At 72.2% G+C, this 12,786-nt stretch carries 9 protein-coding genes; 4 read left to right on the top strand and 5 right to left on the bottom strand.

The features are described 5' to 3' along the window. Positions 1-130: 130 nt before the first annotated feature. Complete coding sequence (locus H613_RS29465) at positions 131-1,588, top strand: PDR/VanB family oxidoreductase (protein WP_051393526.1); 1,458 nt, start codon at positions 131-133, stop codon at positions 1,586-1,588. A gap of 117 nt (positions 1,589-1,705) precedes the next feature. Here H613_RS29465 and aceE read toward each other — a convergent pair whose 3' ends face one another. Continuing rightward, positions 1,706-4,438, bottom strand: coding sequence for a pyruvate dehydrogenase (acetyl-transferring), homodimeric type (gene aceE / locus H613_RS0118140; protein WP_026924912.1), 2,733 nt, complete (start codon positions 4,436-4,438; stop codon positions 1,706-1,708). A 329-nt stretch (positions 4,439-4,767) separates the two neighbouring features. On the opposite strand from aceE, the gene H613_RS0118135 reads away from it, so the two are divergent. After that, entirely contained in the window at positions 4,768-5,229 is a 462-nt protein-coding gene (locus H613_RS0118135) for a DUF3052 family protein (RefSeq protein WP_084546748.1), read from the top strand. Between the two features lie 417 nt (positions 5,230-5,646). Next, positions 5,647-6,111 carry a peroxiredoxin gene (locus H613_RS0118130; protein ID WP_026924910.1) on the top strand — a complete coding sequence of 155 codons (465 nt, stop codon included), beginning with the start codon at positions 5,647-5,649 and terminating at the stop codon, positions 6,109-6,111. A gap of 218 nt (positions 6,112-6,329) precedes the next feature. Here the strand turns inward: H613_RS0118130 and H613_RS27510 are convergent, their stop codons facing one another. From H613_RS27510 to H613_RS0118110, 3 genes are all read right to left on the bottom strand, one after another. Then, on the bottom strand, positions 6,330-7,394 hold the full coding sequence (locus H613_RS27510) for a HAMP domain-containing sensor histidine kinase (RefSeq protein WP_169732020.1): 1,065 nt from the start codon (positions 7,392-7,394) through the stop codon (positions 6,330-6,332). A 94-nt stretch (positions 7,395-7,488) separates the two neighbouring features. Continuing rightward, the gene (locus H613_RS0118115) at positions 7,489-8,160 is read right to left on the bottom strand and encodes a response regulator transcription factor (protein WP_026924909.1); all 672 of its coding nucleotides are present in this window, start codon (positions 8,158-8,160) and stop codon (positions 7,489-7,491) included. 57 nt (positions 8,161-8,217) lie between these two features. Then, entirely contained in the window at positions 8,218-9,897 is a 1,680-nt protein-coding gene (locus H613_RS0118110; protein ID WP_084546747.1) for a serine hydrolase domain-containing protein, read from the bottom strand. A 134-nt stretch (positions 9,898-10,031) separates the two neighbouring features. On the opposite strand from H613_RS0118110, the gene H613_RS0118105 reads away from it, so the two are divergent. Next, a complete protein-coding gene (locus H613_RS0118105; RefSeq protein WP_026924907.1) occupies positions 10,032-11,264 on the top strand; it encodes an NAD(P)/FAD-dependent oxidoreductase in 1,233 nt (410 codons plus the stop codon). Here the strand turns inward: H613_RS0118105 and H613_RS0118100 are convergent. Continuing rightward, entirely contained in the window at positions 11,261-12,571 is a 1,311-nt protein-coding gene (locus H613_RS0118100) for a BNR-4 repeat-containing protein (protein ID WP_026924906.1), read from the bottom strand. The two genes, H613_RS0118105 and H613_RS0118100, sit on opposite strands and share 4 nt — an antisense overlap. Positions 12,572-12,786: the final 215 nt, after the last annotated feature.

Genomic DNA, 12,786 nt, shown 5'->3' with positions numbered 1-12,786 from the left:
GCGATCGCATACGACGTGACAGGGGCGGGCGCGGACGGCGCGCCCGCCCCTGCTGCTCCTCTTCGGAACGTGTTACGTTGTCACCTAGGTCAGCGAAGCGAAGCCGAACTCGTCGAGGAGATTCGCAACGTTGCCCGAACTCGCCCCCGAACCGCGCCGCCCCTCCGGCCGCCGGTTCGAACTCCCCCTCACCGCCAAGCGCGCCCTGACCGCCTGCCACGTCGTCGGCGGCTGCGTATGGCTCGCCTACATGGTGTTCGCCCTCGTCCTGTGCGTCTGGGTCAGGGCCTCCGACGACCCGTCCTCGGCCGAGGCCGCCTGGAAGGTCCTGTCGTTCTTCAACGGCCTCGGCGTGGGGGCGGTGTCCTTCCTCGTGCTCGGCTCCGGGATCGTCCTCGGCGCGACCGGCCGCTGGGGCGTGGTCCACCACTGGTGGACGGCCGCCAAGTTCGCCGCCACCTGCGCGGTCATCGTCGGCGGCCTCCTGGTCCTGCGGCCCAGCGTCATCGCCTTGGGCGAGGGCAGCGGCGGCGACGGGACGCAGTGGGCCCTCACCGCCGGGACCGTCTTCGGCGCCGCGCTGCTGGGCTTCGCCGTCGTCGTCTCCTACGTCCGGCCCTGGGGGCCGATCCGCGCCGGGGCCGTCCAGCCCATGGACGACGGCCGCTTCGACGTCCGCGTCCGCCGCGCCGTCCCCATCGCCGAGCGCGTCCACTCCATCGAACTCGTCGGCCTCCGCGGCCGCCTCCTGCCGCCGTTCGAGGCCGGCGCGCACGTCGAGATCGAGCTGCCCTCCGGGCTGGTGCGGCAGTACTCGCTGGCCTCCGACGCCGCCGACCGCCTCGCCTACCGGATCGCGGTCCTGCGCGAGGACGCGGGCAGGGGCGGCTCCCGCGAGGCCCACCGGCTGCGGCCCGGCGACATGGTCCGCATCTCCAAGCCGCGCAACATGTTCGCCCTCGGCCTGCACCCGGGCTACCTGTTCGTCGCCGGGGGCATCGGCATCACGCCGATCAGGTCCATGATCGCCCAGGTCGAGCGCGCCCGCATGCCGTGGCGGCTGGTCTACACCGGCCGCGACCGCGCCGCGATGGCCTTCGCCGACCAGCTCGCCACCACCTGGCCGGGCAACGTCGTGCTCTACCCCACCGCCACCCACGGGCGGGTCAACCTCGTCGCCGAGGTCGCCGGGCTGCCCAGCGGCACCGGCGTCTACGCCTGCGGCCCCGACTCGCTCATCGGCGCCCTGGCCGCCACCATCGCCACCGCCGCGCCCCACCTGGAGCTGCACACCGAGCGGTTCACCGCGGGCTCGGGCCCGCGCGAGCCGTTCGAGATCGTCGCCAAGCGCACCGGCGCGATCGTGGCCGTCGGCGCCGAGCAGAACGCCCTGACCGCACTCGCCGCCGCCGGGGTCGAGGTCGACTTCTCGTGCGAGATCGGGGTGTGCGGCACGTGCCGCCTCGACGTGATCGAGGGCCGCCCCGACAACCCCGCGCAGGTCCCCGCCGAGTTCGGCCCCGACGGCACCCCGCGGTTCTTCCCGTGCGTGGCCCGGGCCAAGGGCCGCCTCGTCGTCGACGCCTGAACACCGACACCTGAAACGCCGTGTCCCTGAAACACCATGCCTCTGAACACAAATGGGGGCCGGGAAGCGATCGCTTCCCGGCCCCGCTCTGTTCGGTGTGGGTCTATCGGCTGGGGTCTAGGAGTCCCCGCCGGCCTCGCCCGCCTCGGCGGCGGTCGGGTCGGTGATCTGGTACTTCGCCGCGGCCTGGGAGGCCAGCTCCGGCTTGACCTGGCCGAGCGCGGCCAGTTGCTGGAGCGCCGCCACCGCGACCGACTCGCCGTCGACGTTGAAGTAGCGCCGCAGCGCCCCGCGCGTGTCCGAGTGGCCGAAGCCGTCGGTGCCCAGCGAGGTGTATTCCCCGGGTACCCAGCGGCTGATGAGATCCGGCACCGACCGCATGTAGTCGCTCACGGCCACGAACGGCCCCTCGGCGCCCGACAGCTTCCGCGTCACGTACGGGACGCGCTTCTCGGCCTCGGGGTGGCGCAGGTTGTGCTTCTCGGCCGCGACCGCGTCGCGGTTGAGCTCCGACCACGAGGTGACCGACCAGACGTCCGCGGCCACGCCCCAGTCCGAGGCGAGCAGTTCGGCGGCCTTCTGCGCCCACGGCATGCCCGAGCCCGACGCGAGCAGCTGCACGCGCGGTCCCGAGACCGAGGCGGTCGACACCCGGTGCAGGCCCTTGAGGATGCCCTCGACGTCGACGCCCTCGGGCTCGGCCGGCTGCACGATCGGCTCGTTGTAGACGGTCAGGTAGTAGAAGACGTGCTCGCCCTCGCCGTACATGCGGCGCAGGCCGTCCTGCACGATGTGCCCGATCTCGTAGCCGAACGACGGGTCGTAGGACAGGACCGCCGGGTTGGTGTGGGCCATGAGGATCGAGTGGCCGTCCTCGTGCTGGAGGCCCTCGCCGTTGAGCGTGGTGCGCCCGGCCGTCGCGCCGACCAGGAAGCCGTTCGACAGCTGGTCGGCCGCCGCCCAGATCGCGTCGGCGGTGCGCTGGAAGCCGAACATCGAGTAGAAGATGTAGAACGGGATCATCGGCTCGCCGAGCGTGTCGTACGCGGTGCCCGCGGCGGTGAACGCGGCCACCGACCCGGCCTCGTTGATCCCCAGGTGCAGCAGCTGCCCCTGCTCGGACTCCTTGTACGACAGGAACAGGTCACGGTCGACCGAGAGGTACTGCTGCCCGTGCGGGGAGTAGATCTTCGCGGTCGGGAACATGGCGTCCATGCCGAAGGTGCGGGCCTCGTCCGGGATGATCGGCACCCAGCGCTTGCCGATCTCCTTGTCGCGCATGAGGTCCTTGAGCAGGCGGACGAGCGCCATCGTCGTGGCGACCTTCTGCTTGCCCGAGCCGCGCTTGGCGGACTTGTAGGCGTCGTCGCCCGGCAGGTTCAGCGGGATGACCGTGTTCTTGCGCGCCGGAAGCGAGCCGCCCCGCTCGGCCAGGCGCGCGGCCAGGTACTCGGCCTCCGGGCTGCCCTCCTCGGGGCGCAGGTACGGCGGCAGGTACGGGTCGGCCTCCAGCTGGGAGTCCGGGATCGGCATGTCCAGCGAGTCGCGGAAGCCCTTGAGGTCCTCCAGCGACAGCTTCTTCATCTGGTGCGTGGCGTTGCGGCCCTCGAAGGTCGAGCCGAGCTTGTAGCCCTTGACCGTGTGGGCCAGGATGACCGTCGGCTGGCCCTGGTGCTCCATCGCGGCCTTGTAGGCGGCGTAGACCTTGCGGTCGTCGTGGCCGCCGCGGCGCAGGTCCCAGATCTCGTCGTCCGAGAGGTGCTGGGCCATGGCCTTGGTGCGCGTGTCGCGCCCGAAGAAGTGCTCGCGGACGAACGCGCCGGACTCGGCCTTGAACGTCTGGTAATCGCCGTCGGGCGTGGTGTTCATGAGGTTCACCAGCGCGCGGTCGGCGTCGGCGGCGAGCAGCGGGTCCCACTCGCGGCCCCACATGACCTTGATGACGTTCCAGCCCGCGCCGCGGAAGTAGGCCTCGAGCTCCTGGACGATCTTGCCGTTGCCGCGGACCGGGCCGTCGAGGCGCTGGAGGTTGCAGTTGATGACGAAGGTGAGGTTGTCCAGCTCGGCGCCCGCGGCGAACTGGAGCGCTCCCCTCGACTCCACCTCGTCCATCTCGCCGTCGCCGAGGAAGGCCCACACCTGCTGCTGCGAGGTGTCCTTGATGCCGCGGTCGTGGGCGTAGCGGTTGAACATCGCCTGGTAGATCGCGTTGATCGGTCCCAGGCCCATCGACACGGTCGGGAACTGCCAGTAGTCGGGCATCAGTCGCGGGTGCGGGTAGGACGGCAGGCCGCCCTGCGGGCGCGAGACCTCCTGGCGGAAGCCGTCGAGCTGGTCGGCCGTCAGGCGTCCTTCGATGAAGGATCGGGCGTACATGCCGGGCGAGGCGTGCCCCTGGAAGAACACCTGGTCGCCGCCGCCGGGGTGGCTGCGCCCACGGAAGAAGTGGTTGTAGCCGACCTCGTAGAGGTTCGCGGCCGAGGCGTAAGTGGAGATGTGGCCGCCGACGCCGATGCCCGGGCGCTGCGCCCGGTGGACGGTCATGGCGGCGTTCCAGCGCACGAACGCGCGGATGCGTCGCTCGACCTCCTCGTCGCCGGGGTAGTGCGGCTCGTCTTCGACCGGGATGGTGTTGACGTAGTCGGTGGTCGTAGCCGCGGGAACGGCGATCTGCCGTTGGCGCGCGTGCTCGATCAGCCGCTGCACGACGTAGCGGGCGCGGTTGTGCCCGCCGGCGTCAAGGAGGCCGTCCAGGGATTCCAGCCATTCGCTGGTCTCCTCGGGGTCAGTGTCCGGTACTTGGGTCGGCAATCCGTCACTGATGGGCGGCCGGTTCTGTTCCGTGGTCACGGGCGATCCCTCGTTCTTAGACTGCACTGTCGATAGGGCAGAGTGTCATCGATTTCTACCATCCTCCCCCGAATCTACCGCGACCATCGCCCGCCCACCCGGCTTGATGCGACCGCGCCCACACTCCCGGCCACCTCGAACGTCGCTCACCTGCGCTATCGCGGGGAGGGGTCCGCATCGAAGATCACAACTCCGTGAACGTGTGCTCACCTTCGCGGCAACCGGTGTTGCGTCCGGCTTCATCTCGGGGTGGCACCATTCGGGCCGCGCGGGCGGGCGCCAAGCCGCGCAAGCGCCCCATATGCTGCACCTCATATGCTCTACTTCATATGCTGTGCACAAGCTCAGATGGAAACACGGATGGAGGCGACGACGTGAACGCTCCGGGCAGCCCGGTGGATGGAAGCAGCGTGACGCAGAGACTGGGACTCGACGGCGTCGAGGCCGTCATGGAGATCGGCTTCGACACCGACGTCGACGCGACCCTGCGGGCCGCTGTGATCGAGGCGGTCGGCGAACTGCTCGGCGAGGACTCCGACGAGATCGTCGAGGCGGTCCTGCTGTGGTGCCGGGAGGAGGACGGCGACCTGGTCGACCTCCTGCTGGACGCGCGCGACCCGCTCGCCGACGGGGGCACGGTGTGGCTGCTGACTCCCAAGGCCGGGCGGGACGGGCACATCGACCCGGTCACGATCGAGGAGTCGGCGGCCCTGGCGGGCCTCCAGTCGACCAAGACGCTCAACGCCTCCCCGGACTGGGTGGCCTCGCGGATGGTCGTCGCCCGAAGGTAGAGGACGCGCCGGGCATGCTCCGCCTGAGCCATCGCTCTCAGGCGGTCTCGCGCATGGCCGCGCTTCGAGCGCCCGCCCGCGGCCGCTCGGCGGCATTCAGGGCTGGAGAGCCCGGTACCCCGCACTCACGTGCGCGGCGGCGGCACCGCGCCTTGGAGCCGTAGCGCCGCGACCGCCCTGCACCCCCCGGCGGCTGGACCGAAGTGGTGCGGCGGCGGCGGCTCGACGTCCGCGTCCGTGCGCGCCCGGCGCCGCCCGAGGAGTCCCTCGACGGGATCCCGCCCTCGGCGTCGCCGAGTTGTTCGACGTCGCAACTCGATCGGGCCGCTTCGTTCGCGAAGGCGGCTCGGCTAACGTCGAGCCGTCAGACCACCGACGGCCCTCCTCGCGGGGGCCGGCATCGCGTAAGGAGCACCCATGCCGATCGAACCCGGAACCGCCGCCCCGGACTTCACGCTCAAGGACCAGAACAACCAGGACGTGACGCTCGCGGACTTCCGCGGCGACAAGCACGTCCTGCTGGTGTTCTACCCGTTCGCGTTCACCGGCGTCTGCGAGGGCGAGCTGTGCGGGATCCGCGACAACCTGGACGCGTACCAGTCCGAGGAGGTCCAGGTGCTCAGCGTCTCGGTCGACTCCCCGTTCGCCCACAAGGTGTGGGCGCAGCGGGAGGGCTTCGAGTTCCCGCTGCTGAGCGACTTCTGGCCGCACGGCGCGGTGGCGCAGGCCTACGGGGTCTTCAACGAGGACAAGGGCATGGCCAACCGCGGCACGTTCGTCATCGACAAGGCGGGCGTCGTCCGCTTCAGTGAGATGAACATGCCCGGCGAGCCCCGCGACCAGGGCGCCTGGCAGAAGGCCCTGGCCGAACTCCAGGGTTAACGGCGAACCGAGCCGCCGGGTCGGTCCCGGCGGCTTTTTCGCGCCCTGCCGAAGCCCCGGAAACGCGGTCCCCGAGCCGCCGAACCGCTCGTTCGGCGACGCCGTCCCCGCTCGCTCACTCCATAGACGCCTCCTCGAACGCGCGATGACGCTGGTCGGCGTTGTCCGACCCGCCCGTCACCCGAACCGGGCGCTACCGCCGCGGCCGGAGGCACGGCTCACGATTCGTCGAGACGGGGAGCCGGGAGGCTGAGGCGGAAGCGGCAGCCGTCTCCGGCCGGGCCGGGGACCTCCACCGTCAGGTCGCCGCCGTGGGCCTGGGCGATCTGGCGGGCTATCGGCAGCCCCAACCCCGTCCCCGGCGCGTCCTCGCCGTGCCAGAACCGCTCGAAGACCCGCTCCCGCTCGACTTCGGGGATGCCCGGCCCGTGATCGGTCACCGTCACCGCCACCGCCTCCCGCGAGCGCTCCACGCCCACCTCCACCGCCGAGCCCTCCGGCGCGTGCTTCACGGCGTTGTCCACCAGGTTCGCTATCGCCCGCCGCACCGTCGCCTCGTCCGCCGCGCACTCCACCGGCCCGCCGCCCGGCCCCGCCAGCTCCACCGACCCGGCTGCCGCCGGGGCGGCGAAGTCGCCCAGCACCGCCCGCGCCAGCGCCACCAGGTCGACCGGCCGCCGGTCGATCCGGCGCGCCCGCCCCCTCGCGTCGGTCAGCAGCTCACTGATCGTCTCCCGCAGCCGCCCGGCCGAGGACCGCGTCCGCTCCAGCCCCTCCCGGTACAGATCGAGGTCCGGCGACGGATGCTGGAGCAGCACCTCCGCATTGGTGATGAGGACCGACAGCGGCGTGCGCAGCTCGTGGCTGGTCTCCTCGATGAGCCGCCGCTGCACCCCCGCGGCGTGCTCCAGCCGGTCCAGCATGGCGTCGAAGCTCGCCGCCAGTGCCACCGTCTCGCTCGGGCCGCTCGCCAGGCCGATGCGCAGGCTCAGGTCCGAGGCCTCGATGTGCTCGGCGGCCGAGCGGATCCGCTCCAGCGGCCGCACCGCCCGCCCCGACCACCACCACGCCAGTGCCACCGCGACCGGCCCGAGCGCCACCACCGTCAGCACCGCCCAGCCTGAGGGCGCCATCGAGGAGTCGGTGACCGCGTAGCTCTCGCCGTTCGGGTCGAGCTCGGTGATCTCGCTTTCGGTCACCGAGGTGATCACGAACACCAGCAGCACCGGCAGGTAGATCGCGAGCGCGCCCGCGAACGTCAGGCGGGCCCGCAGCGAGCGCATGGCGCGGATCATGCCGCAGCGCCGACGTGCTCGGGGCGCTCCTGCGCGAGGGCCGCCTCTTCGAGGGAACAGCCCCCGCTGGGGCTTGACAACATCATGGCGACTCCTTCAGTTGGTAGCCGACGCCGGTGATCGTCACGATCGGGGCCGGCGCGCCGAGCTTGCGCCGCAGGCGGCTGAGGATGACCCGCACTGAGCCGGTGAACGGGTCGGCCTGGGAGTCCCAGACGTGCTCGAGCAGGTCCTCGGCGGAGACCGCCTGGCCCGGATGGTGCATGAAGTAGCGCAGCATCGAGAACTCGCGCGGCGTCAGCGACAGCTCCGCCCCGCCCCGCCAGGCCCGGTGCCCGGCCAGGTCGAGCCGCAGCGCGCCGACGGTGAGGACGGCGCTGCGGGTGTCGGCCCGCCGGGCCAGCGCCCGCAGCCGCGCGGCGAGCTCCTCGAAGCTGAACGGCTTGACCAGGTAGTCGTCGGCGCCCGCGTCGAGGCCCGCCACGCGGTCGTCCACCGCGTCCCGCGCCGTCAGCACCAGGATCCGCCGCGGGCGCCGCAGGTGCGGGTCGTCGGCGAGCCTGCGCACCAGCTCCATGCCGTCCCCGTCGGGCAGGCCCAGATCGAGGCAGGCCACATCGAAATCGTTGCAGCACAGCAGCTCCTCGGCCTCGGCGCAAGTCGAGGCGAGATCGACGGCGTAGCGCTCGTTGCGGAGCCCCAGGGCGACGACCGCCCCCAGGTCCGGGTCGTCTTCGACCAACAGGATGCGCATGGTCAGGCCTTTCAGTCGTGCACGGTGTCAAGACGCGCGGTGTTGCGAAGCGCGGCGTCAGGAGTTCCGGTGGGCCTCGACCGTGCCCTCCGGGCCGGTGACGGTCATCAGATCGCCGTCGAAGACCGCCCGCACCCCGAGCCCGGCGCCGTCGAGGCGCTCCTGCCGGTATTCGCCATCGCCCACGGGCACCAGCGTAAACACCGGAGGCCCGGGGTCGAGCAGGACCGCGGCGACCGCGCCGTGCTCGTCGAGGGCGTACCAGGCGAGCGTCGTCTCGTCGGCGGTGATGCTCACATAGGTCCGCAGTTCGCCGTCCTCGACCACGGTGCCCACGGCCGCGACGTCCCGGACGTCGCCGATGTCGGCCTCCAGAGTTTCGAGCTCCGCCCTGCCCGCCTCGGTCTCGCCGCCCAGGAGCGCCAGGACCGCCTGCTCGTGCCGTTCGAAGTCCTCGGCGGTGAAGCCGCCGGTCGGCACGGACAGCGCCGCGACCGCGTCCGCGCCGTCCGCCGCGACCGCGAGGCGGCCGTCCTCGGCCTCGACGGTGAACACCGAGCCCGACTCCAGGCTGTACGTGCCCTCGGCCGCCGCGAGCTCGGCGGGATCGGCCTCGACGCCCTCGTCGGGGACCGGAATCGGCTCGCCCGCCGCCAGCGCCGGGCCGATCGCGTCCAGCAGCTCGGAGGCGATGACCGCCGAGGTGTTCGACGTGATCGCCAGCGCGGTGTGCGTCTCGGGCAGCCACGCGACGACCGCGTTGTGGCCGGTGTCGCCCCCGCCTCCGGCCACCGTGTAGACCGGTGTGCCGTAGACCGACGCGTCGAAGGCGACCCAGCCGGGCGCCTCGACCGAGCCGTCGCCGTGCTCGAACACGGTGCCGGTGAGTTGCTCGACCGCCTCGGGGGCGATCACCTCGCCGTCGAACATGGCCTCGGTCCACGAGGCCAGGTCCGCCGCGGTCATGGCGAGGTCCCCGTTGCCGGACATCGCCCAGTGCGGGCCCGCGAAGTCGCCGAGGGACTCGGCCCGCTCGCCGTCGACGTAGCCGATCGCCTTCGGGCCCGCGGGCGCGGGCTCGCCGTCCCAGAACCCTCCGGCCGCCTCGTCCCGGCCGGGCAGGCGCAGGATCGCATCGGCCATGTAGTCCCGATAGGACTCGCCGGAGACCTCGTCGATGATGAGGGCCAGCAGTGTGTAGCCGCTGTTGGAGTACCCGAAGTCGGTGCCCGGCTCGAAGGCCGTGTCCAGTTCGCTCAGGGCGGCGACGGCCTCCTCGCGCCCGAGCGGCACGTGGTCGTCCCCGTGGGTGCCGGTCAGGCCGCTGGTGTGCAGCAGCAGCTGCTCGACCGTCGCGTCGGCGGCGGGCCCGGCGAGTCCCGCCACCAGGTCGCCGGCGCGGTCGTCGAGCGCCAGCTCGCCCGCGTCGATCAGGTCGAAGATCGCCGCGGCGGTGAACGCCTTGCTGACCGAGCCGATCGCGAACACGGTCTCGGCGGTGTTCGGCGTCCCCGACTCGGCGTCGGCCAGTCCGAACGCGGCCGTGCAACCGAGGCCCGCGTCGCTCGCGAACGCGATCGAGCCGCTGAACCCGGCCTCGGCCCAGCTGCTCAAGTCGCGCACCAGAGCGGCGTCGCAGCCCGGCGGCTCCTCCGTGCCCGTATCGCCGGGATCGGCGGCGTCGGCGGTGCAGGCGGCCAGTGCCATGGCCGCCAGGATCGGAATGATTCGTCTCATGCGGAGCACCGTACGGGCCGTCCTGTGAACCGGATGTGAACGAAAGAGGGAACACCGAATTGCTCGAGTCGCGAAGGACGGTGCGCAACAATGGGAGCTGACCGTCACGAAGCAACACGGATGCGGGGACGCCCATGGCTGAGGCACCGTTCGTCATCGTCGGAGGCGGCCTCGCCGCCGCCCACGCCGCCAAGACGCTGCGTGAGGAGGGATACGAGCGCGACCTGGTCGTCGTCGCGGCCGAACCGCACCGGCCCTACGAACGACCGCCGCTGTCAAAGGACTACCTGCGCGCCGAGGCGGACAGGACCGTGCTGTTCCCGGTGGACGAGGCCTGGTACGCCGACCACGCCGTCGAGCTGCGCACCGGGACCGGCGCCGTCGGGCTCGACGCCGCGGCGCACCGGCTCGCGCTCGCCGACGGCACCGCCCTGGACTACGCGAGGCTGCTGCTCGCCACCGGCTCCGAGCCGCGCCCGCCGCGCCTGCCCGGGGCCGACCTGCAGGGCGTGCTGGTGCTGCGCACCGTCAAGGACGCCGACCTGCTCGCCGCCTCCCTGCGCGGCGCGAAGCGCGAGGGCACGGGCCGCGTCGCGATCGTCGGCGACGGGTGGATCGGCATGGAGGTCGCCGCCTCCGCCCGCAGCCTCGGCCTGGAGGTCACCCTCTTCGGCAGCGGCGAGCGGCCGCTGCGGGTCCTCGGCCCGCGCATGGGCGAGTTCTTCGCGCGCGTGCACGCCGATCACGGCGTCGACCTGCGCCGCGGTGCCGAGGTCACGGCTTTCACAGGTGCCGACGGGCGCGTCACGGGCGTGCGGACCGCCGACGGGGAGACCACCGAGGCCGACATGGTGCTCGTCGCCATCGGCGCGGCGCCGAACCTCGGCCTGGCCGCTTCGGCCGGGCTCAAGCTGCGGGGCGCCGAGCTCGGCGGCGGGATCGCCGTCGACGGCGCGCTGCGCACCAGCGACCCCGACGTGTTCGCCGCGGGCGACATCGCCAGCGTCCCCTCGCCGCACTACGGCAGGCCGCTGCGGATCGAGCACTGGGACATCGCGCTCCACACCGGACCGCACGCGGCCCGGGCGATGCTCGGCTCCGAGGAACCGTACGACCGCCTGCCCTACTTCTTCACCGACCAGTACGACGTCGGCATGGAGTACCTCGGGTTCGCCGCCGACCCCGGCGGCGACCTGGTAGTCAGCGGTTCGACCGACGACCTCGAGTTCGTCGCGTTCTGGACCGGCGACGGGCACGTCCTGGCCGCCATGGCCGTCAACACGTGGGACCGCATGGGCGAGGTCGAGGACCTCATCCGCTCCCGCCGCCGGGTGAGCGACGACGAACTCGAGGCGTTCCGCGGCTAGCGGGGCATGTCCTGGAGGACGACCTCGCACGCGTAGTGCTGGGAGGCGGTCATCGAGCCGCGGAACCACAGCAGCGGGATGCGGGCGGGGTCGCCCGGCGCCACGATCGGCCGCAGGTTGTCGGCCTCGGACTCCTCGGTGACCGGGGTCCACTCCCAGCTCGCGCCCGCGTCGGCGGTGCGGGCGTGGAAGATCTCGCGGTGCGCCAGCGCGCCGCCGTCCCGCGGGTCGACCGGCGTGGAGACGTAGACCGAGTCCAGGTCGTAGGGGTCGATCGCCGCCAGGCCGGTGTAGTCCTCCTCGTGCGGCATCAGGCCCGGGCCCGCCAGGGCGAGCCGGTGCACGGTCCACTTCCCGCCGGGGGCCATGCGCGCGTAGAAGAAGCGCAGGTCCGGCACGGGCCGCTCGCGGAAGAAGCTCGTTTCCGGGTCGACCCCGGCGCGGGCGGTGAGGACGGCGGCGACCGTCCCGTCCTCGCCGCGGCGGATGTCGGTGGTCCAGCAGTGGGAGATGCGCAGGCCGTCCCATTCGGATCCGGCCGCGAGCACGGTCGTCAGGTGCTCCTGCGAGAACGCCTCGCCGTCGAGCGCGGCGGGGTCGAGGACGCCGCCGTCGCTGCGGTGGAGCGCGCCGCCCTCCAGGTAGCCGTGGTAGATGGAGTTGTCGAAGTCGCGCGGGTGGTGGTCGGTGGTGACCAGGTCGATGCGGGTCCCGCTGGAGGCGTAGCGGGTGTAGCCGTTGACGTAGCCGACCTTCGGCCTGGTGAAGAGCTTGCCCGCGTAGGCCCACGACTCGCCCTCGTCGTCGGAGACCAGGGCGCACTGGTCGTCGTTGACGGCCCTGGCGAAGCAGTAGAGCCGCCCGTCCAGGACGTGCAGGTTGGAGTAGGTGACGCCGCGGCCGCCGGTCAGGGCGCTCCAGTCGAAGGTGCGCTCCTCGCCCCACCGCGTGGGGTCGCCCGGCTCGCTGATGCGCCAGCGCGTCAGGTCGTCGCTCTTGTGCCTGGTGTAGACGGCCAGCCAGCGGCCGTCCGAGCGCCGGTGCAGCGCCGGGACGTCGTGGTCGTCGTTCTCGAGGCGCTCGTGCAGCACGACGATCTCGCTCGTCCCGGTCCGCAGGTCGACCACCGCCAGTTCGACGTTGCCCGAGCGGGCCTCGCCGCCGGGGCCTTCGGGGGCGGCGATCGAGCCGACGACGAGCGTCCGCGCCTTCGGGTCGACGAGCGCCCGCTCGTCCTGGAACCAGCACCACGCGCCGTTGTCGTTGACGACGCGCGGCCCGGCGGCTCGTTCATCCGGTCGGTTCATGGGGGTGGTCCCTTCATCGTCGGCGTGCTCGCGAAGCGCGGCCCGCGGGCCTTGCCCACAAGCGCTTGGTAAACGCTTGCAATTCTGCTCTCGGAGCTTGACGCTACCCGAGCACCGGCGCGCCCGCGAACGCGACGGCCGCCGGAAACGGCACCGGGAGGCGCCCTTTCCCCGCCGCACCGGCTTTCCCCACCCCACTAGGATCGAGCCGTCGC

This window comes from Glycomyces arizonensis DSM 44726, assembly GCF_000482705.1.
In the GTDB taxonomy this organism is placed as follows: domain Bacteria; phylum Actinomycetota; class Actinomycetes; order Mycobacteriales; family Micromonosporaceae; genus Glycomyces; species Glycomyces arizonensis.
The sequence above is the reverse complement of the archived record's forward strand: the minus strand, read 5'-3'. Positions and strand labels throughout refer to the sequence as shown.

Bases quoted from the DNA above. Each gene is read 5' to 3' on its own strand.
- H613_RS0118100 (WP_026924906.1), bottom strand. From the start codon at position 12,571: ATGAACCGACCGGATGAACGAGCCGCCGGGCCGCGCGTCGTCAACGAC.
- H613_RS27510 (WP_169732020.1), bottom strand. From the start codon at position 7,394: ATGCGCTCGCTGCGGGCCCGCCTGACGTTCGCGGGCGCGCTCGCGATC.
- H613_RS0118115 (WP_026924909.1), bottom strand. From the start codon at position 8,160: ATGCGCATCCTGTTGGTCGAAGACGACCCGGACCTGGGGGCGGTCGTC.
- H613_RS0118130 (WP_026924910.1), top strand. From the start codon at position 5,647: ATGCCGATCGAACCCGGAACCGCCGCCCCGGACTTCACGCTCAAGGAC.
- H613_RS0118135 (WP_084546748.1), top strand. From the start codon at position 4,768: ATGCTGTGCACAAGCTCAGATGGAAACACGGATGGAGGCGACGACGTG.
- H613_RS0118105 (WP_026924907.1), top strand. From the start codon at position 10,032: ATGGCTGAGGCACCGTTCGTCATCGTCGGAGGCGGCCTCGCCGCCGCC.
- H613_RS0118110 (WP_084546747.1), bottom strand. From the start codon at position 9,897: ATGAGACGAATCATTCCGATCCTGGCGGCCATGGCACTGGCCGCCTGC.